Source organism: Lentibacillus songyuanensis (assembly GCF_039548255.1).
GTDB classification, from domain to species: Bacteria; Bacillota; Bacilli; order Bacillales; family Amphibacillaceae; genus Lentibacillus_C; species Lentibacillus_C songyuanensis.
In genome coordinates this window covers 1-20,653 of record NZ_JBCLVH010000005.1, presented here as the reverse complement: position 1 = coordinate 20,653, position 20,653 = coordinate 1, and the positions used below count along the sequence as shown (strand labels likewise).

Annotated in this window: 24 protein-coding genes; 19 read left to right on the top strand and 5 right to left on the bottom strand. The window is 38.1% G+C overall.

All coding sequences use genetic code 11. The features are described from left to right. Window positions 1-16 precede the first annotated feature (16 nt). The 13 genes from WMZ97_RS06935 to WMZ97_RS06875 all read left to right on the top strand — a co-directional run bounded on the left by WMZ97_RS06935 (window position 17) and on the right by WMZ97_RS06875 (window position 11,401). Entirely contained in the window at window positions 17-412 is a 396-nt protein-coding gene (locus tag WMZ97_RS06935; RefSeq protein ID WP_343271365.1) for a YwqH-like family protein, read from the top strand. A 2-nt stretch (window positions 413-414) separates the two neighbouring features. Beyond that, entirely contained in the window at window positions 415-699 is a 285-nt protein-coding gene (locus WMZ97_RS06930) for a YwqI/YxiC family protein (protein ID WP_343271364.1), read from the top strand. Window positions 700-729: 30 nt separating this feature from the next. Beyond that, window positions 730-2,328 carry an LXG domain-containing protein gene (locus WMZ97_RS06925; protein WP_343271363.1) on the top strand — a complete coding sequence of 533 codons (1,599 nt, stop codon included), beginning with the start codon at window positions 730-732 and terminating at the stop codon, window positions 2,326-2,328. Between the two features lie 51 nt (window positions 2,329-2,379). After that, window positions 2,380-2,994: a hypothetical protein gene (locus tag WMZ97_RS06920; RefSeq protein ID WP_343271362.1), complete on the top strand. Its 615-nt coding sequence runs from the start codon at window positions 2,380-2,382 to the stop codon at window positions 2,992-2,994. A gap of 196 nt (window positions 2,995-3,190) precedes the next feature. Beyond that, a complete protein-coding gene (locus tag WMZ97_RS06915) occupies window positions 3,191-3,766 on the top strand; it encodes a hypothetical protein (RefSeq protein ID WP_343271361.1) in 576 nt (191 codons plus the stop codon). A gap of 84 nt (window positions 3,767-3,850) precedes the next feature. After that, entirely contained in the window at window positions 3,851-4,405 is a 555-nt protein-coding gene (locus WMZ97_RS06910) for a hypothetical protein (protein ID WP_343271360.1), read from the top strand. Between the two features lie 317 nt (window positions 4,406-4,722). Continuing rightward, entirely contained in the window at window positions 4,723-5,340 is a 618-nt protein-coding gene (locus WMZ97_RS06905; RefSeq protein ID WP_343271359.1) for a hypothetical protein, read from the top strand. Window positions 5,341-5,492: 152 nt separating this feature from the next. Then, window positions 5,493-6,113, top strand: a complete 621-nt coding sequence (locus tag WMZ97_RS06900; protein ID WP_343271358.1) for a hypothetical protein — start codon at window positions 5,493-5,495, stop codon at window positions 6,111-6,113. 272 nt (window positions 6,114-6,385) lie between these two features. Beyond that, window positions 6,386-6,790 (top strand): hypothetical protein, encoded by a 405-nt coding sequence (locus WMZ97_RS06895; protein ID WP_343271357.1) that lies wholly within the window; start codon window positions 6,386-6,388, stop codon window positions 6,788-6,790. 28 nt (window positions 6,791-6,818) lie between these two features. Beyond that, window positions 6,819-7,610 carry a hypothetical protein gene (locus WMZ97_RS06890; RefSeq protein ID WP_343271356.1) on the top strand — a complete coding sequence of 264 codons (792 nt, stop codon included), beginning with the start codon at window positions 6,819-6,821 and terminating at the stop codon, window positions 7,608-7,610. Window positions 7,611-8,048: 438 nt separating this feature from the next. Continuing rightward, window positions 8,049-8,534: a superoxide dismutase family protein gene (locus WMZ97_RS06885; RefSeq protein WP_343271355.1), complete on the top strand. Its 486-nt coding sequence runs from the start codon at window positions 8,049-8,051 to the stop codon at window positions 8,532-8,534. A 325-nt stretch (window positions 8,535-8,859) separates the two neighbouring features. Next, window positions 8,860-10,347, top strand: a complete 1,488-nt coding sequence (locus WMZ97_RS06880; RefSeq protein WP_343271354.1) for a peptide MFS transporter — start codon at window positions 8,860-8,862, stop codon at window positions 10,345-10,347. Window positions 10,348-10,477: 130 nt separating this feature from the next. After that, window positions 10,478-11,401, top strand: a complete 924-nt coding sequence (locus tag WMZ97_RS06875) for an AEC family transporter (RefSeq protein WP_343271353.1) — start codon at window positions 10,478-10,480, stop codon at window positions 11,399-11,401. On the opposite strand, the gene WMZ97_RS06870 is transcribed toward WMZ97_RS06875, so the two are convergent. Continuing rightward, window positions 11,398-12,033: a GntR family transcriptional regulator gene (locus WMZ97_RS06870; protein WP_343271352.1), complete on the bottom strand. Its 636-nt coding sequence runs from the start codon at window positions 12,031-12,033 to the stop codon at window positions 11,398-11,400. The two genes, WMZ97_RS06875 and WMZ97_RS06870, sit on opposite strands and share 4 nt — an antisense overlap. A 224-nt stretch (window positions 12,034-12,257) precedes the next feature. On the opposite strand from WMZ97_RS06870, the gene WMZ97_RS06865 reads away from it, so the two are divergent. The 4 genes from WMZ97_RS06865 (at window position 12,258) to WMZ97_RS06850 (ending at window position 16,416) form a co-directional block, all read left to right on the top strand. Beyond that, window positions 12,258-13,436: a CaiB/BaiF CoA transferase family protein gene (locus WMZ97_RS06865; RefSeq protein WP_343271351.1), complete on the top strand. Its 1,179-nt coding sequence runs from the start codon at window positions 12,258-12,260 to the stop codon at window positions 13,434-13,436. Between the two features lie 14 nt (window positions 13,437-13,450). Then, a complete protein-coding gene (locus tag WMZ97_RS06860) occupies window positions 13,451-14,293 on the top strand; it encodes an HpcH/HpaI aldolase/citrate lyase family protein (protein ID WP_343271350.1) in 843 nt (280 codons plus the stop codon). Between the two features lie 22 nt (window positions 14,294-14,315). Continuing rightward, window positions 14,316-15,626, top strand: a complete 1,311-nt coding sequence (locus WMZ97_RS06855; RefSeq protein WP_343271349.1) for a 2-hydroxycarboxylate transporter family protein — start codon at window positions 14,316-14,318, stop codon at window positions 15,624-15,626. 343 nt (window positions 15,627-15,969) lie between these two features. Further along, the gene (locus WMZ97_RS06850; RefSeq protein ID WP_343271348.1) at window positions 15,970-16,416 is read left to right on the top strand and encodes a VanZ family protein; all 447 of its coding nucleotides are present in this window, start codon (window positions 15,970-15,972) and stop codon (window positions 16,414-16,416) included. Window positions 16,417-16,742: 326 nt separating this feature from the next. Here the strand turns inward: WMZ97_RS06850 and WMZ97_RS06845 are convergent, their stop codons facing one another. Both WMZ97_RS06845 and WMZ97_RS06840 read right to left on the bottom strand, forming a co-directional pair. After that, entirely contained in the window at window positions 16,743-17,150 is a 408-nt protein-coding gene (locus WMZ97_RS06845; protein ID WP_343271347.1) for a hypothetical protein, read from the bottom strand. Window positions 17,151-17,650: 500 nt separating this feature from the next. Next, window positions 17,651-18,037, bottom strand: coding sequence for an RNase H family protein (locus WMZ97_RS06840; RefSeq protein WP_343271346.1), 387 nt, complete (start codon window positions 18,035-18,037; stop codon window positions 17,651-17,653). Window positions 18,038-18,200: 163 nt separating this feature from the next. Here WMZ97_RS06840 and WMZ97_RS06835 point away from each other — a divergent pair, with 163 nt between their 5' ends. Together WMZ97_RS06835 and WMZ97_RS06830 are read left to right on the top strand one after the other, a co-directional pair. Then, on the top strand, window positions 18,201-18,341 hold the full coding sequence (locus WMZ97_RS06835) for a YpzI family protein (RefSeq protein WP_343271345.1): 141 nt from the start codon (window positions 18,201-18,203) through the stop codon (window positions 18,339-18,341). Between the two features lie 229 nt (window positions 18,342-18,570). Then, window positions 18,571-19,719 carry a pyridoxal-phosphate-dependent aminotransferase family protein gene (locus WMZ97_RS06830; RefSeq protein ID WP_343271344.1) on the top strand — a complete coding sequence of 383 codons (1,149 nt, stop codon included), beginning with the start codon at window positions 18,571-18,573 and terminating at the stop codon, window positions 19,717-19,719. A 36-nt stretch (window positions 19,720-19,755) separates the two neighbouring features. On the opposite strand, the gene WMZ97_RS06825 is transcribed toward WMZ97_RS06830, so the two are convergent. Together WMZ97_RS06825 and WMZ97_RS06820 are read right to left on the bottom strand one after the other, a co-directional pair. Further along, the gene (locus WMZ97_RS06825) at window positions 19,756-19,977 is read right to left on the bottom strand and encodes a hypothetical protein (protein WP_343271343.1); all 222 of its coding nucleotides are present in this window, start codon (window positions 19,975-19,977) and stop codon (window positions 19,756-19,758) included. A gap of 125 nt (window positions 19,978-20,102) precedes the next feature. After that, window positions 20,103-20,591 (bottom strand): helix-turn-helix domain-containing protein, encoded by a 489-nt coding sequence (locus WMZ97_RS06820; protein ID WP_343271342.1) that lies wholly within the window; start codon window positions 20,589-20,591, stop codon window positions 20,103-20,105. Between the last annotated feature and the right edge of the window lie 62 nt (window positions 20,592-20,653).

Below are 20,653 nucleotides of genomic sequence, written 5' to 3'. Positions count from 1 at the left end.
AAATGAGGGGTTTGCGATGGATTATTCTTTTCAAATAAATCAATTGTCAAATGAAATTTCGGGTTTTAATAGTACGATTCAGGCTAATAATGAGAAAATCAACAGACTCAAAGATTCTAGTACAAAAATAGTTGGTGACCAAGATGAGCTTAGTATGCAGAAGGGTGCCGTAAACCAGCCGGAACTTTCGAGCGAAACATGGCGGGGTAATTATGCAGATGATTTCTTAGATAAACAGGAAAGTCTGAAACAGGAATATAATAACATTAAGAATACTGAAACAGAGCGCCTTCTTGATAATATTTCTGATGCAATCCAACGATTAAAGAATGCCAACACGGACCTTTCCGATTCAATTGAATCAAATCGTCACCGGATAAGGCAATTAAGAGCAATGGAGGATGATGATTAAGCATGCCAGAAATTAATGTGCAGCCGGAAAAAGTAACCCCGGTATTAAGCAATTTAAAAACAAAAACACAGGAGTTAGAAACAACAAATCCAAACCCGAGTTTTTCCACATCTTCACTAGACTTCCTTGAAAAAATGCAAGCCATCGAGAAAAAATACTATCAGGCGTTAAATGATTATAAGCAAGCATTGACCAAAGTGGAAACAAATGTGGATGAATCCATTCAGGCGTATGTAGAAACAGATGAAAACATTGCCAATCAAATTGGACCACTGCCTGTAAAATAAAAAACAGTCAGTATGTAAGAAGGAGTTAACATGATGAAGGTAATCAAGGTGTCTGAGGTTGTAAATGGAATAGATGAAGTCGTCAAGCAAAAGGAGAAGGAAAAGGAACAAATTCTCTCTATTCGCGATGCCATGAATAAACTAATTGATCTTGATGACGCACTAAAAGGTGAAGGCGGAAATGCAATTAGAGAACATTTTATGACACTTCATTTCCCGGCAATCATTCTATTTAACTTGTTTTTGGAAGAATATATTACTATTTTAAAAGAAATAAAAGGATCGGTCGAATCGTTTGAAAATGATAATGGGCTTGTGCGTGAAGAATTCATTGAGGATGATGTAACAAATGCTCTTAATAAACTGGATGACTTAACACACGAAATCGTGGACGATATTAATAATCATTATAATGAGGTAAGTGACTTAGTTTCTTACGATTCCGTGGAAACGACGAACTTTGACTTTCACTTGTCTGGAGCACGCTCTCTTATTCAAGATACACTCACAAAATTTGCCGAACTTGATGAAGACAGCACTTCCAAATTGGGTGATTCTGCTGATTCAGTCGATCAAATTGCTCAATTTATCACCAAGATTCAAGGCTGGACGAAAAATGGGGTCTTTTTAACGGATTCACAAATTGGTGAAGTTGAAAATTATTTCATGGAATCAGAGGTAATCGATGACATGATCGATCGTGCGATGGAATTGTCTGTTAAACAAGGTGATTCGACCATTCAGGGAGATATCGCTGGGTGGCTATCGGATTTAGGGAAAACAAATGGAGCCTATAATGTTGCCAAAGGGGCACTAGCATTTAAAGTGATGAATAGCGGTATGCTTGATTTGGCAAAAGACGGTAAGGGGAATTTTATTGTTAAAGCGTCTTCTAAGTGGAAGCAAGGGTCGAGTGGAAAATATGAATCAAAGCTAGCGGGTAACATTTATAAGTTATTGCAAAATGGCGATAAAAATTCGGCGAACCCACTTAAACGATATATTGCCAAATCGGGAAAGGCACCTAGTGGGGTTTTGCGGGAAATCATTGGACTTAATGCTAAAACGAATAAAATCAGTTTTGGAAAAGTAGCCAATAGCTATTCTAGTGTCCTTGAGTTTGATAAAACTGAATTGAAAAATTATAAAATGAAAGTGGATGTGAAGAGCACAGCAAAGCAATTTACCGATGCGAAGGGTGTAATGAAGTTTGCAAAGAGGATACCGTATGCCGGAATACTATTTTCGGTAGGAACAAATTCGGGTGAATATTTTAGTGATGAAAATAAGCACAAAACATTTGCTGAAAAGTCAGGTAGATTTGCTGGAGGCATTGGACTAGACCTTGGGGTTGCTGGACTCACAACTGGCGGAGCTGTTATTGGGTCAATGATCTGTCCGGGAGTTGGTACTGTTATAGGCGGAGCTATTGGCGCAGGTGTTGGGATTGTAGGATCCTGGTTTGCAGAAGACAAAGTTAAGGACTTAGGTGAAAAAGCAGGTCGCTGGGTTGATAATACTTATGAGGATACAAAGAAAGTAGTCGAAAAGGCGAGCGATTGGGTAGGTGATAAAGTTGACGATTTGACTTCAGGAGTTGGAAGTTTTATTTCAGGTATTTTCAATTAAGCATTTGAAAAAGATGTGTGCTTAGTACAAATAAAAGGATTTGAATATTACATGAACAAACAGAAATACTTTTCATTTAAACACGGATTGTTTGCTTTTCTTAAATCAAATATCCTATTAATACTTGTACTTCTCATTTTGGTGATTAACAAAAGTGAGTGGCGCTATGATGGATCAAGTTACGTCCTCATATTTCTTGTATTTGCGGAAATATTCATTGCGGTTTTGTCATTCCTGGCATGCATTAAGCCTTATGTTGGGAAAGATTTGAAAGAGAATCAAGAAAAAAGTAACAAAGAATGGTTAGGATTTGTAGTTAACTTTATAGCACTTTCTATATTTTCATTATTATTCCTGGGGGCAAACATTCCTTACCCAAGCACATTAATATTTTTAATATTAATAACAAACGCTATGGCATCAGTGTTTTCTGTTGTTTTTCATCCCGTTGCTTTAGGTATTTATCAAGCGAACGTTTTCCAAGAAAAAACAACCATGATGGATTATACTTTTAAATATGTTGCCATTTTTTTATCGGGGATAAATTATTACGTACAGATGATATTGTTAAGGCTTCCGTTGCTAGTAAATAAAGTCATTGCCATAGTTTTTGTTTTATTTATGCTGTGGCAATGGTTTGGGGTGGGTAAAATTTTTGACAGGTGATTTGAGAGCATATAGTAGTTTATTTAAGCCAAGGCATACAGTAAAACAGAAACGTGTTGTCCTTATTATGAGACGTTGCTTTGGTACTTGGCGTTTTTTCATTAATTTGGAACGAGAACTATGAATAGGCAGGAAATCTTTGGACAAATCATTGACACATATGAAAGCTAATTGTACCAAAATATGGGGGTTTTCTTTGGTAAAGGGATTTCAGTCATTCATAATGTCTAATTTGCTACTTGTTTTTGCTGCAGTTGTTTTTGTGATTAATCATGGATCGAAAACGCCTATTTTTATATTTATATTCTTTGCAGAGATTTTTATAGTTTTACTGTCATTTATAGCTTGTTTTAACCGACAAAATCATCATGCGATTTCGGGAAACAAAAGTAGTTTTTCTAATAAAGAATGGATCGGATTGTTATTAACAATTATTAAAACATCCCTGTTATCGCTTGGCTTTACAGGTATTGGTATTAAGTTCCCGAGTACAATCGTAATATTAATTTTGGTAATAAATTTTATGTTCGCCTTATACTCTATTCTTTTTCATACCATAGCCCTGAAATTGTATAAAGCAAATGTTTATGATGAAAAAAGTGGCGTTTTGGACTTTACGTTTAAATATATTGCTATTCTGTTTTCGGGAATTAATTTTTATGTTCAAACCAAGCTATTAAATCTTCCTTTAGTGGTTAATAAAATTTTTGCTATTGTATTTGTTCTATTTTTATTGTGGCAAAGTATTTTGGTGATCAGCGTTTTTGAATAAATGATCTTTGTTCTTATTCAACACGTAAAAGGAATGGAATATCACATGAGTAAACAGTAATACTATTCGTTTAAAAACGGATTTTTGACTTTTGTAAAATCAAATATGCTATTAATACTTATTCTTCTTGTTTTTGTGATTAACATAGGTGAGTGGAGATATGATGGTAAGGGTTACGCTATCGTATTTTTCGTATTTTCCGAAAATTTTATTGTATTTTTATCGCTACTTGCATGTATTAAACCTATTGTTGGGAAGGGTCTTAAAGGTAATCAAAAGGACAATGAAAAAGAGTGGTTAGGATTTGGGATAATATTTATCTTTCTTTCTTTATTTTCACTCCCATTCTTAGGTGCAAACATTCCCTATCCAAGCACATTAATATTTTTAATATTAATAACAAATGCTATGGTGTCAGTTTATTCCGTGGTTTTTCATCCAATTGCTTTAGGTATTTATCGAGCAAACGTTTTCCAAGAAAAAACAACCATGATGGATTACATTTTTAAATATGTTGCCATTTTTTTATCGAGGATAAATTATTATGTGCAGATGATATTATTAAGACTCCCCCTACTTATAAATAAACCTATTGCTATTGTTTTGCCTTGTTTTTGCTGTGGCAATGGTTTGGTGTAGTTAAAATTTTTGACAGATGATTTGAAAAGCAATTTTTAATCCCCGTACAACTAATTAATAATGAAGCAGAGTTTACCTGGTTTGTGCATAAAACAGAAACAAAACCGAGGCAAAAGAGGTATTGGGATGACGGTAGAAACACGAGCATTGCCAAGGGACTGGAGGATTTATTGTATCTGCTAGTTCATGTCAAGAAAAAAATTCGCTGTATTAATAAGCGAAGACGTAATGTACTACTGATCTGTTTCTCAATAAAAAGCATTCCATAGTGCGGGTAGTAAGTGATGGTGTCTTAGGTAAAAGGAATGGAGTAGCACATGGATAAACAAAAAAGATTTTCGTTAAAGAGTGGGTTTTTGACTTTTGTTACATCAAACATTATTTTAATACTTTTTTTCTTGATTTTTATGGTTAACAGAAATGAGTGGCGCTATGATGGGGTGAACTTTGTTATTCTTTTTCTTTTGGTAGCTGAATCTTTTATAGTCATATTCTCTTCGTTAGCATGTTTTAATACAAAGGGTGGAGAAAATTTTGAAAAGGACAAACAAAAAAGTCATAGTAGAGAGTTATTGGGATTTGGAATTACCTTTATTGTCCTTTCCTTGTTTTCGTTTTTATTCTTAGGTGCGGTTGTTCCCTACCCAAGCACGTTGATTTTTTTAATATTAATGACCAATTTCATGGTATCATTGTACTCCATTGTTTTTCATCCGGTTGCTTTAAGAATATATCAAGCGAACGTTTTCCAAGAAAAAATAACCATGATGGATTACATTTTTAAATATGTTGCTATTTTTCTATCGGGGATTAACTGCTACGTGCAGATGATATTGTTAAGACTTCCATTGTTGATAAATAAACCAATTGCCGTTGTTTTTGTACTATTTTTAGTGTGGGAAGGGAGTGTGTTAGTTATTGTATTTGACAAGTGATTTATAGGCGATTTTGTAAGTTGCAAAGCAATTTGGTTAAGGATCAAGAAGTTCGGTAACAATAATGGTTTTTCTCGGGATTGGGTTTTCATATGAATGACGTGTATTTTTATCTATGCATTTGGTTAACAAATAAAAGGAATTGAATACACATGAGCAAACAGAAATACTTTTCATTTAAACACGGATTTTTTGCTTTTATTAAATCAAACATGCTATTAATACTTATTATTCTTGTTTTGGTGATTAACAAAAGTGAGTGGCGTTATGACGACGGCTTGGGTTACGTTATGATGTATCTTGTATTTGCGGAAATTTTCATTGTATTTTTGTCATTCTTAGCATGCATTAAACCTTATGTTGGGAAGGATTTAGAAGAGAATAAAAAGGAAAGAAACAAAGAGTGGTTAGGCTTTGGAATTACCTTTATAGCACTTTCTATATTTTCACTTTTATTCTTAGGGGCAAACATTCCCTATCCAAGTACATTAATTTTTTTAATATTAATGACCAATTTTATGGTGTCTTTGTACTCCATTGTTTTTCATCCGGTTGCTTTAGGAATATATCAAGCAAACGTTTTTCAAGAAAAAATAACCGTGATGGATTACACTTTTAAATATGTTGCTATTTTTTTATCGGGGATAAATTATTATGTGCAGATGATATTGTTAAGACTTCCGTTGCTGGTCAATAAAGTAATTGCTATTGTTTTTGCCTTCTTTTTACTATGGCAATGGTTTGGGGTAATTGCGATTTTTGATAGGTTCTAACATGAAGTGGGTTGTGTGAAGAATCAATTTTTTCTTAGTGGAAAGGTTGTGGGCAATAAAACGTTGAGAACTCATATTTCTATAAAGAACGGTTTATGGTTTCTTCTGAAGGCTAACATTATGCTGGCAATTCTAATTACATTGTTTACGTTAAATAAGGCCGAATGGAAATCAGATGGAGGGGACAAGGTTGATACATTCATTTTCTTGTTTGAATGTCTTTTTATGTGTTACTTTCCATATGTGCCTGTTTAAAACCTGAGAAGGATAGTGTGAAGCATCAGGTAGATAAGAAGATTTTCAAGAATGAATGGTGTGGGATGCTTATTGCACTTCTTGCAACATCATTATTATCACTTTTTATGCTTCCTGCGGGCATTCCATTTCCGAGTACGATTATCTTTGTTGTGTTAGCCATTAATTTTTTTGCTGCGGTCTACTCAATTATTTTTCATAAAGTGGCTATCGGTATATATGAACAGAATGTTTTTGAAGAAAAAGATGGAATCATGGATTATACGTTCAAATATATCGCAGTACTATTTTCAGGCTTCAATTATCGTGTTCAAGTAACCTTACAAAAATTGCCGCTTATTTTTAATAAACCGATTGCCGTTATCTTTGTGCTTATATTGGCCATGCAGTTTATTATTGCTGGTACTGTTTTTACATATTAGAAGAAGGTACATACAAAGGAGGATTTCTATGCAAAAAACAGAGCAAATCAAACTAACCCTCAACGAAATGGTTGCTGCACTTTCCCTTTGTGGTTATGACAAAATGGCGAGTCAGATTTTGAATGAGCAAGAATTAATTAAAAGTGAATCAGAGTTTACCCGGTTTGTTCAGGAAACGGAAACGAAACTCAGGCAAAAGGGATATTGGGATGATAATAGGAAAAACGGCATTGCCAAGGGGCTGGAGGATTTACTTTATTTGCTCGTTCATGCCAAGAAAAAAATTCGCTGCATTCATATGCGCAAACGAAACGTATTGCTGATTCATTCGCTTAATAAAAAACATTCGCTAGTGCAGGCAGTTAGCGGAGGGGAGCATGCTTTTTCCTTTCACCAGAATAGCGATGGCTTTTATGATATGCTTCGGAAACACTTTGGTATGGAGGATTTCGAAATGGAGGTTGCGGATCAGCAGCCGATTCAGATGACAGATGATTTGATCGATGAATTACATACGTCAGAGCCTGAAGTACTGCTTGCCATGAAAGAGGACGAAAATCAGGCAACGGCATTACGTGCGTTTGCTGGTGACTTTTTACAGAATGGACAGGAATTTGATAATATATCCTTCATGAAGTCCGATTATGTAAAGGATCAGTCGGAGTTTGATGAAATTCAATTTTTGCTTCCAAGTGATCATTTTGTTTGGCATATGAATTATCAGAACGTGGAAGTTAACCATGAAGTGACGCTTGAGCCGATTCCGGTCAGGGCGTATTTTCAAGAGATTGATCGTGTTTTGACTGACTTTTTTAAATAATAGCTTCAAGGAACAAAGGAAACTTGTGGATAGAGCTTCCTTTGTTTTTTTCATTTCAATACATTAAAGGTATCACAGGAATCATTTTTATGGTGCAGATGCGGTAAAGTCGAAGCGATTATTATTGAAGAAAACTGTCCGCGGGGCTTCCGTTAAATGATAGGATGATGGATCTGTTCAAGATAGCTGAAAAAGCACCTGATATAATCTCACTTGGTAGAAAGTGGGTCAAAGCACATCTGAAACGGACTGGAGCCTACTTGAAACGGGCCGATGCCCACCCAAAACGGGCAAGGAAGTTTTTAAAACGAATCCATTTCACTTTTTCAGCAATCTTGATCTGTTCCTCTATTTCGCACAAAATATTCTTGCTGGGCATAAGCTGGTATATGTGAGGAGGGGATTAAAATATATCCATATGTTTATTTTCCATCGTACATGTATTATCCAGTAAGAAACGAGCTGAACCATGCGTATGCGGAGATCGTGGGAAGTGAATTGGCTCCAAATTTACGCGGTTATGTCCTGTTTACCGATGTTCCTGGTGGATCCGAAGTAACAGTAGAAGTGAATGGATTACCGCGTTATCAGCCTGCACAGGATGATAAAGCACCAATTGGGCCACATGGGTTCCATATTCATGAACATGGTGATTGCACGGTTGGCGATGCTACGGATCCATTTAAACAGGCTGGCGGACATTGGAATCCGGAAAATCAGCCACATGGTAATCATCCCGGTGATTTTCCAGTGCTGTTTTCCAATAATGGTTATTCCAAAATGACTTTTTTTACCAACCGATTTAAAAGTAAAGATATCATTGGTAAGTCAGTTATTATTCACCAGAACCCGGATGATTTTCGCTCACAGCCGTCGGGAAATTCTGGGAAACGTATCGGTTGTGGTGTGATTGAGGCGTATTGATTTGGGAGGATGCCCGGATACCGTGGAGTTAAATGGAGCAGGCATACTAGCTGGTTAAGTTACATGAAATAATAGGCATGAATTTGGATCATGGAGTAGTGGTCAGTATTACTAGTCAACATAGGAAATGTGAAACCCTAACACCAAAAAGCCGAATTGGGATGCGCCAGATAAAATAGTTTTGAAGAGACCTCACTGTGAGATGGTGAGGCTTTTTGTATGCGTTCTATGATTATTAGATAATTTAGTTTTTTGTAACTAAATATTAATTTTTCATCGTCGTTTATGAATAGTATAATGTATTTGTCAACAAGGAGGTTATACAATGACAACAAATGACCAGGGGATTGGTGATATCCCGCAAAAAGGTTTTTTTGGACATCCAAAAGGGTTGTTTACGCTATTTTTTACGGAATTTTGGGAGCGCTTTTCTTATTATGGCATGCGCGCTATTTTGTTATTTTATATGTATTACGAGCTGTCCAAAGGCGGTTTGGGCATGGATCAGGGAACCGCGGCGTCAATTATGGCTGTATATGGTTCGCTCGTTTACATGTCGGGGATTATTGGCGGCTGGGTTGCTGACCGGTTATTAGGAAGTGCACGCACCACTTTTTACGGTGGTATCTTGATCATGTTTGGCCATATTGTTCTTTCTTTTCCGGGGAGTATAACCGGTTTGTTCGTATCAATGGGATTAATTGTGATTGGTACGGGGCTGTTAAAACCAAACGTGTCAAATATTGTTGGTGATTTATACAGTAAGGAAGATTATCGTCGTGATTCAGGTTTTAGTATTTTTTATATGGGGATTAACATGGGTGCCCTTATTGCACCATTTATTGTCGGAACAATTGGACAAGAATACAACTTTCACCTTGGTTTCAGTTTAGCCGCGATTGGCATGTTTATCGGTCTGATCATCTTTATTTTTACCAAGGGAAAATATCTGGGGCCAGCTGGCACAAAAGTTCCTAATCCGTTAACAGCTGGGGAACGTAAAGTAGTATTCAGCCGAATTGGCATTGCCGCTGCAGTTGTCGTTATTGTAGGAGCTATTGCAATTAAAACTGGTCTCTTAACGATTGACCGTTTTACAATGGTTGTCAGTGTCTTGGGAATTATTGTTCCGGCTATTTATTTCGTTGTGATGTATCGAAGTTCAAAAACAACAGAAGTGGAACGTTCGCGGTTACTTGCGTATATTCCGATGTTTATTGCTGCGATGATGTTTTGGGCGATTCAGGAACAGGGGTCAATCATATTGGCTCGCTATGCGGATCAGCGCACACAGCTTCATTTTGCTGGTCTGGAAATCCAATCGTCCTGGTTTCAATCATTGAATCCATTATTTATTGTTGCACTTGCTCCAGTATTTGCGTGGCTTTGGATTAAACTCGGGAATCGGCAGCCAACAACACCAAAAAAATTCTCTATTGGCTTGGTTTTTGCAGGTCTGTCATTTATTATAATGATTATACCTGCGCTTATGAACGGGACAGATACACTTGTAAATCCGTTTTGGCTCGTGCTAAGTTTCTTCTTGGTTGTCCTAGGGGAGCTATGTCTATCACCGGTAGGGCTATCGGCAACAACCAAGCTTGCACCTGCTGCATTTTCGGCACAAACGATGAGTCTCTGGTTTTTGTCCAATGCCTCCGCACAAGCCATTAATGCTCAGGTCGTTCGTTTATATTCTTTTGATACTGAGGTTGTGTATTTCGGTGTGATCGGTGGAATTTCGATTGTGCTTGGACTGTTACTATTTGTTGCATCGAGAAAAATTCACGGACTGATGCGTGGAATTAATTAGTGAGGGCGGTTTACGGGGAGAACGGGTCTGTTCTGGTCTGTCCCGTGCCTCACACAGTCCATTCCCTTTGCAGTATTCGGATGTTTTAATCTATACTAGGTTAATATATCCGAATACTGGGGGAAAACACATGCTAGAATTACTACATATTTTAAAAGACATCTTACTGCCTGTATTTATAATTATGGGAACTGGCTACTTAATGCAAAAGAAATTCCGACTTAACTTAGAGACACTTGCTAAACTAAACATTTATTTTCTAGTTCCGGGATTTATTTTTGTGAAGCTTTACAGTACACAATTCTCTGTAAAGGTTTTTTCGTTTGTTATCCTATTTTTTATCTTATATATTCTCATCTTGTTTTTTATCTCAAAAGGGGTTGCCAAATTACAAGGATATGAACGCTCAAAAAGCACAACATTTTCTAATAGTGTCATGTTCTTTAACTCTGGTAATTATGGTGTGCCTGTTAATGATTTGGTGTTTAAAGGTGACCCGTTGGCGATGTCGATCCAGGTGGTCGTTCTCACCATGCAAAATGTTTTAACGTTTACGTTTGGTATTTTTGCTATGCAATCGGTTAAAATCGGCAAGTGGAAGGCGTTTTTGGGATATTTTAAAATGCCTATAATATACGCCTTAGCAGCGGCAATTCTATTAAATACATTCGACATTACGTTACCTCAATTTATCTGGGTGCCGGTAAATTATATTGCGGATGCAATGATTGCGATTGCGTTGATATTACTTGGTGCGCAGGTGGCTCAGCTGCAATTCAAATCGGAACTGTCATCCGTTTATCTTAGTATCGTATTACGGCTGGTCGTCGGGCCGTTAATTGCGATCGCAATTATTTCACTTATCCATATTGAAGGCATTGCTGCACAGGCATTATTAATTGCATCAGCCATGCCGACATCGGTAAATAGTTCGGTGATTGCCCAGGAATACGATAATCATCCGCATTTGGCAGCACAAATTGTTTTATTTTCAACGATCTTTAGTGCGATTACAGTTACAGGTACTATCTATCTTGCCCGATTGATTTTCTAACCTTTTGGTAAATGGATGGTGGTTAAAAAGTCTTTTTTTGTCCGTAATACATGGTTGCTAGCATGGTTGCGGGCAGCTGCTTTATTTTGTTCTAAAATAGCCTTTACCAACTGTTCATGCTCACCAGCCGATTTACTGGTTTGGAAGGAAACGAAATCTGGAAATTGTGGTTGCAGACCATTCCATAAATCTGACAGTAGCGAATATAATCGTGGACTGTTGGATGCTTTCCAGATTAATCGGTGTAATTCTTCATTTAATTGCACATAGTTCGCTCCATCCGATGCATTTATCTTTTGGTGGATCTGTTTCAGTTCATCAAAAAACTCCGGATGGTCACAAGCTTTTTCCGCTGCCATTCCCTCTAAAAAAGCACGAATATCATAATGATCCTCGACATCTTCCTTTGTTAAACCAATGACAACGACCCGGCGATTACTTTGAATATGGATAAGCCCCTCCCGATCTAACACTTGAAAGGCTTCACGGACTGGCATGCGCGAAACACCTAGCAAATCAGCAATTTCCTCCTGAGTTATTTCCTGCCCATGCTTTAGTGTTCCATTAAAGATAGAACGCCGTAGTGATTGAAGAACTTGTTCTTTCGTTGATAAACGCTTGATTTTTTCCATGATGATCATGCTCCTTTTTCGTAATGATGAATTAGATTTATATTAATTTTGAGTTAAGGGGTAGCGTCTAGTTGTCGATATGCTATCTTTAACAGACGGCTTGTTTTATACGATAACGCTTTCTTATATTATAACGATTTGACAATTTAATAGATAGCGAATATAATTACCTTAATAAAATTGGATACAAAATACATTATACAATATCCAAGAGGAGGAATAAAATGTTGCCGTTAGAAGGTATCAAAATTATTTCGTTGGAACAAGCAGTTGCTGCTCCTTTTGCATCTAGGCAACTTGCTGATCTTGGTGCACGAGTGATTAAAATTGAACGGCCTGGAGTTGGTGATTTTGCCAGAAACTATGATCAATCTGTCAATGGCATGTCTAGTCACTTTGTTTGGATTAACCGTTCCAAGGAATCACTTACACTTAACATGAAAGCGGATGCAGGAAAAGCTATTTTCAAAGACTTGTTGCAAGACGCCGACGTTGTTATTCAAAATCTGGCTCCGGGTGCTATGAATCGCCTTGGTTTTAGTAATGAGGAGCTTCACGATATAAATGACAAGTTAATCATTTGTAACATTTCAGGCTTTGGATCGGATGGACCTTATGTAAATAAGAAAGCATATGACCTGCTGATTCAATGCGAGGCAGGTTTACTTTCTATAACGGGAACAGAAGACACGCCGGCCAAGGCTGGAATTTCCGTGGCTGATATTGCAGCAGGGATGTATGCGTATAGTGGTATTCTTAGCAGTATCATTAAGCGATCGAAAACCGGTAAAGGGGAAGTGCTTGACATATCCATGTTAGAGGCTTTAGGGGAATGGATGGGTTATCCGCTCTATTATTCGATGTATGGCGATGCCGAGCCTAAGCGTACAGGCGCACAGCATGCAACAATATATCCGTATGGTCCGTTTCAAACGGCTGGTGATGAAACGGTCTTCTTTGCTATCCAAAATGAGCGGGAATGGGTGAATTTTTGCGAGAATATTCTCTATAATCCTGACTTGGCCATCGATGCACGCTATAACACAAATTCCAAGCGTGTGTTAAATCAGGAGAGTCTAAAAGGAGAAATTGAACAGGTTCTTTTGCAAAAAAACGTACAGGAAGTCATCCGTGAATTAGAAGCAAATAAGATTGCCAATGCCCAATTAAAAGGGATGCAACAGTTTGCCAAGCACGAACAGCTTGATGCCAGAAATCGGTGGATAGATGTGGAATCACCGGTAGGCAAAATTAAGTCCCTGTTGCCCCCAGCTGCTAAAGGTAGTGAAAATATTAAAAATACTCCTATACCGGACGTGGGGCAGCATACTACGGCAATTTTGGCAGAATTAGGGTTAACTGAAATGAAAATAGAGAAATTAAAAGATGCCAACGTTATTTAAAAGGACGGATTCAAATGCTAAATAGATCATTATTATTTGTACCGGCGGATAAAGAAAAGATGTTATTGAAAATAAATCAATTAGCAGCCGATATTATTCTCATTGATTTAGAGGATGCGATTGCAATTGATGATAAACCAAGTGGCAGAGATCTGATTAGAAAGCATATTGATCAGTGGAAAAAGCCAGTCTTTATTCGGGTAAACAGCATTGAAACGAATGCATTTCAAGAGGATATGCTTTTACTTAAGCAATTAAGTCATAGCGGGGCGTTACAAGGGGTTATGTTACCGAAATCGTCATCAGAAAAAGACATTAAAACACTGGCAAAGTATCTGGAGGCCGCTGGACAAGTTGCGAAATTGAGGATTATCCCACTAATTGAAAGTGCACTAGGTGTAAAGAACGCGTATGAAATTGCCGCTGCAGACCCACGAGTAACAAGGCTGGCGTTCGGCGGGGTTGATTTCACCAATGATATTGGTGCAGAAGTTACTACAGACGAAACAGAATTACTTTATGCCCGTTCAGAAATTATTGTATCTTCTCGTTGTGCGGACATTGGGCAGCCAATTGATACGGTCTACACAGACTTTAAGAATAGTGAGGGGTTTAGCAAGAATTGTGCATTTGCAAGATCGTTGGGCTTTGGAGGTAAGCTACTTATACACCCAGCCCAGATTGAGATGGCAAACACGGCATTTGTACCAACGGCAGAGGAAATGGCCTTTGCAAAACGATTGATCGCACAAGCTGTTAAAGAAAAAGGTGCTTTTCAATTAGATGGGAAAATGATTGATAAACCGATTATTGACAAGGCACAACGGATTCTTGATGCATATGAATCTAGTAAATGAAATCACTAGGAGGTAAGTTGGGATGGAACAAACTCAAGTTCAATCGAATGAACAAGTTGATACAATATCGAGGTCTTTTTGGCGTCGGGTAAGTATCTTTAATATACCAATCATCTGGTTCGCGGTCATAACAGTTTTAGCATTGGTTGCGATGTATACGGATAATCTGCCTGCTGGAATGATTGGCGGCCTGTTAATTATGATGGTATTGGGAGAGTTGTTTGGCTGGATTGGTGATCACACCCCAATCATTAAAAGTTATTTAGGTGGAGGTGCCATTCTGGCCATTTTTGGTGCCGCCTTTATGGTTTATTCGCATCTAATGCCAGAACACACAGTTACGCTTATTACGGATTTTATGAAGTCAGGTGGATTTTTAAACTTTTATATTGCTGCACTTATTACAGGTAGTATCTTAGGAATGAACTCGAAAACGTTGAAACAGGCAGGTGCGAAATTTGCCTTACCATTGCTTGCTGCGGTAATTGTTTCTATGTTACTGGCTGGATTTACCGGACTTGTCATTGGTTATGGTTTTAAGGAAGCGATCCTTGTTATCGCTATGCCGATCATGGGTGGTGGAATGGGAGCAGGAGCTGTCCCGATGTCTCAAGTGTATTCAGAAATTCTTGGACATGATCCAGCTTATTATATTTCCATATTGGTTCCTGCTTTAGCACTTGGTAACGTTCTGGCTATTATTTTCGCTGGTTTACTTAATAAATTAGGCGATAAGTACCCTAAATTAACTGGGAATGGCCAATTAATGGCTGGCTTTCATGTAGAGACGAAAAAGTTGGATTATCATATTGGTGAGATGGGAGTAGGAGTTGTTGCCGCATTATCTTTTTATATAATAGGTCAATTGCTGGGTAATTTTATTCCATTGCATCCGTATGCACTGATGATTATTGTTGTAGCTATATTTAAACTTGCTGGATGGTTGCCCGAAATTGTGGAAAATGGAGCGGCCCAATGGTATCAATTTGTTGCAAAAAACTGGACGCTTGCACTATTAATTGGTATTGGGGTGGCGTATACCGACTTGGATTCAGTCATTCACGCGTTAACACTGGAATATGTCCTGCTTGTTGTTAGTGTTGTATTAGGTGCGATAATTGGCGCTGGTTTAGTTGGGAAGCTGGTTGGCTTTCACCCAATTGAAGCAGCGATTACTGCAGGATTGTGCATGGCCAACATGGGTGGTACTGGCGACGTGGCTGTACTTTCTGCTTCAAGACGGATGGAACTCATGCCATTTGCACAGATATCATCGAGGCTTGGCGGAGCATTGATCTTGTTAATTGCCGGATTGATTGTGCCGTTGTTGTGATGTGACCTGGGGACAGGGGCATTGTAACACCATAAAGTTCCATTTAATTGAAGATTTGTGGCTTGGAAGGCGGGAAGACTCCGCATTTCAAGCCATGTTTAGTTTCTAGCGCATGTGATTCTGAATTCACCGCTTTTATCGTGACAGAGGATGGGAGTGTAGTAGTAAAATCCTAAAACTGATAAACAGTGGTATACTAAAAGTGGCGCGAAGTTGATGAAGATGGGCGTGAAGTGAGTTATATGACAAATACCAGAGTACTTTTTCAGCAGATTAGGCTCTCTTATGTTCTCTTATCTCATCGCTAGAAGCGAAGTATGTTTCAAAAAGGAGTATGAGGTTAATGGCTCGATTTTTATTTTGGGCGGCTGTTGTTGTTTGGATGGCTATTATTTTTTATTTATCACATGAACCGGCTTCCGATTCCAATGAGCTTAGTACGGGTGTATTGGATGCTGTAGTAAGTGTTGTCGAAAAGGTTGCTCCACATTCGGAATTTAACATGGTCGAATTTCACCATATCATACGAAAGTGTGCTCATTTCCTTGCTTATTTGCTGCTTGGCATGTTGGTTTTTCATGCATTGCGAAGAAGCGGTATGTATGGATATCGGATTACTTTGATTGCTCTATTAACTTCTGTGCTCTATGCTTCAACGGATGAGGTACATCAATTATTTGTACCGGGGAGATCTGGTGAAATTAGAGATGTGTTGATTGATAGTGCTGGTGCATGTGTCGGGATTGGTATGGCTTTACTAGTGGTGAGGAGGTTAAAAAGAAGGAAATAATCGATAAATTGTAGAGTTGGTCCGTTTTCATGAGTACAGATTTATACATAATATAAAAAATGCAGATTTAGACAATTAGAGGCATTTTTTTATATTTCCCGGGAAATAGTGACATTTACTTAATGTAATATATCTAACAATGAACTTTATGGTTTGATAAAAAGCAACTTGTTTATCTAAAGTTATCTAAAGATATAGAAAGATATTTTGTCGGAGGATATAAGCAAACGAAATGGAAGTCATAAAAGAAAGCTCCAAATACAGATGCCTCCATGATTACTTCTATTATTTTAAATAGGCGTAACATGGGGGCATCCTAGGAAAATTTAAAATGAATAGTGCGATCCGGAGATGTTTTGTAGCTTTTTCTCGTGTTGGGCGGATTTACTTGCTAAGAAGTTAACAGTTTCCTGGGTTTCAGAGAGTTCAACCCGATGACCAGAAAGTTTTTTGTCAAGGTTATCCAAACGTTTGTCGACTTGCTCAAAACGTTTGTCAACCTGTTCAAAACGTTTATCAACGCGCTCAAAACCTTCATTCATTCGATTTTCCAAATCCGATTTCACCTGCTCCAATTTTTTGTCAAATTGCTCAGAGTGTGCTTGAAATCTTTCATCCAATTTTTTGTCAAATTGCTCGGAATGTGCTTGAAACCTTTCATCTAATTTCTTGTCGATGTGCTCAGAATGTAAATGAAGTGCATTTAAAATTTCCTTTAACTGTGAGTCTTCCATTTTTGATGGCCTCCTTTCTGTTAAATCGATTATAACCGATAATTGGTTTTGAGGAAAGTGCTGCAAGTTTAGACAAAATTGGATTAGAAACGGGAAAAATAAAGTGATGAGAACTAAATTTGTTTGAAAAAAGGGCTTTGCTGTTACAAAGTACTTTTTCTATGAGAATATACGATGAATTTTGTTTTTACATATTTTTTATTCACATATATAATTCAACTGATCTCGTTCATACTAGCACTAGATTAGAGTGGTTGTTATGAGGTTTATTTTTATCCTAACATGCGACAAAAGCGTGTATCGTCAATGGCAGGGAAAGATTAAATTTGCGCTGGAAGGGAATCTGGATTGGTCGGATATATTTGTCCTTAATCCTCTAATGTACGGACTTGCTTTCAATTAACCCCACATTTTGCTTATTTTATGTTTGTTCCCAATCGAAAGCGCCCTTTAAGTAGTCGCCATAATTAGCACTTTATCTGAGATAGTAGACTCGTGTCTCATTGATGAAGGGCTTTTCGAGCGAGTTGGTCGGCGTGGTGATTTTGTTTTGCGGGGATCCATTTGATGAAAAAATAGGGGAAGTGGCTTGCTTCTTGCTGAATCTTTTTGAGTAAGGGGTGAAAGGTTTGGTTTTTGGTGAAGTTTTTATCGATCACATCGACAACAACCCGTGAATCGGATCGAAAGGACAGGATTTCACCGGGAAATTGTTCCTTGTAAATTTCCAATGCTTTGATGACCGCATGAAATTCCGCTTCATGGTTGGAGAGCATGCCCAATGGAAAGGTATATGCATATATCTCTTCGGCCGCTTTGATATAGATGCCGGCACCACTTTTGCCGGGGTTACCACTGGCTGCTCCGTCTGTGTATACTTCAATCAATGTGTTCGCTCCTTTGCTTTCTGTCGTATTGTAGTTAGATTATAACAGGAATTTTGTGGGGTTTCAGGGATAAAACAAATAAATGCGGAAAAACTAATTACGATAGATCCCCGATGCATAAAATCTTCCAAAAAACGCATGTTAAGTGAAGGAGGTGTGTACCATGGGTAGAGATCGTCAGGAAAAAAAGTTAAAAGAAAGCGGAAAAGTAGAATCAGACCGTGATGTGGGATTGCGTTATAAAGGAGCGACCAAAATGTCTGGTCCTGAAGAAGCAAGAAGATTAAATGATGGGCAAAAGTAAAACTTCCCGGACATAATTCTGATCTAGATATACGAGTGATTAAGGCTTTGTGGTTAGAAATGCTGCGAGGCCTTTTTTTGATGTTATGGATTGGATGCAATTAATCTCGTGCACTTTAATATCAATTATAATTTTTAGAATAGTATCTACACCTAGGGCAATTCATTTGCTTTCAACCGCCACATAAAATATGATAGTATTACTATCATATTTTGGGGGGGAATGTAACATGAGGAATAAGGAAATGTTATTAATTCCAGGGCCAACACCAGTTATTGATTCGATTTATGATGCGATGGCACAAGAAACCTGGAGTCATACCGATCCACGATTTGCGGCAATTTATAAACATGCGATTGATCAAACAAAGGACATGCTTAAAACAGATGGTGAGGTTTTTGTAATTGCAGGTTCCGGAACACTGGCGATGGAAATGGCAGTAATCAATACGGTAGCTCCTGGGGAGAAATTATTGATCGTTAGTAATGGATTTTTCGGTGATCGATTCATTAAACTGGGGCAGGCGTTTGGTATTGAAATTGAAGTAATCCAGGCCGAATGGGGAAAATCTGTCACTGCAGACGAGCTAGAGGCAAAATTGGCGGAAGATACATTTAAAGCAGTAACCATCACCCATGCGGATACGTCCACCGGGGTCGCTGCCGATTTGGATGCGCTGGTTCCAGTTGTTAAACGTCACAATGCACTGGTGATTGTAGATGGGGTATGTGCAACTGCGGCCATGGAAGAGGATATGAGCAAGGGTTATGGCGAAAATAATGCAAAAATTGATGTTGTTCTAACTGGATCGCAAAAAGCAATCGGCGTACCACCCGGCCTCGCTGTTGTTGCTTTCAATCAAAGTGCGTTGGATGTTCGTAAACAATTGGAACATGTACCTGCATATTATACGGACATTAACAATTGGATACCGATTATGCACGATCCAAAGAAATATTTTGCAACACCTGCAGTAAACCTAGTCTACGCCTATGAACAGGGAATGAAACTTGTTCTTGAGGAAGGCATGGAAAAACGAATCGAACGCCATAAGGAATTTTCCAAGGCTGTACGGGCAGGCCTTGCAGTATATGGCATGAAAGCTCTGGCAAGCGAGGATGTTGCGGCAACTACATTGACATGTGTCTTGTATCCTGAAGGGGTGGATGACGCAGAATTTCGTGCCAAACTAGCGGAAAAAGGAGTTGTCGTGGCAGGTGCCTTAGCACACTTAGCCGGAAAAGCCTTCCGCATTGGGCATATGGGAAATACCACGAAAGATATGTTAAAAGAAGCAGTGCGGTTGATTGGTGTGACATTGGAAGAGATGGGGCATAGCGTTAATGTCGAGGAGGCAGTAGCGGCGTTTGATAATTAAGGATAAGGGGGAGGGTATCTACCTCCCATTATCCCTTTACTTAATTAAAATGCGTTCATTACTCGAATTCACCACTCCTTCGTTGATAAGCCGCTCGATGTCTTCTTTATCCAACCCTAGTTGTTCCAAAATCTCAATTGTATGTTCCCCTAATTTTGGTGGAAACGATTGGATTTGTCTTGGGATCTTTGAAAATTGAACTGGCAATGACAGTGTTTTGAAACTTCCAATTTCCGCATTATTCATTTCCTGGACCATTCCTCGCTCATGAGGGTCATTAAATGGTTTTGATTATACTTTATTTAAATTATTGCTACTTACGTTTCGGAATACTATTTAGATTATAAGTCTTATTAAATACTTAAATAAACATGTAACCTTAATTATAAATGGTCTGTATTTTGAGTGTTTTGTAATGCTCCTATCCTATATATTTTTCTAGGTCTTCCCCTTGTTCCAGGTGTTTCAGCTCCGACAACCTTAGCAAGATTATGTTTTTCTAGGTCGCTCAAAATTCTTCGTGCGTTACGTTGTGTCATATCGAGCCAAGTTGCTAGATCATTAGCGCTGACTGGGCCTTGTCCCATCTTATCCTGTATGGAAATGATTTTATTATAAGTGCTTAGGTTTACACCTGCATTTCTAAGTTTTTCAATAATAGCTAAATTATCAGAACGATAACTAAAAGAAAGACTATCATGATTATGCAATGGCCCCTCTAAATCCCCATTTTCATTTGCTAAGATGGCAATATTTTTCCCCTGTAGTTTTGAATAATCAAGCGCAATATATGCATTTTGTTCAGCACCAAAGACAGTTTTTCCATAACCTATCCCGATATTGGCTGTTAGGGTAGGTAAAGTGGACCCCATTGTCAAGACACAAATTTTTATAAGTTAAGGTGGGCTTTATATATTATTTGCCCGTGGGAGTA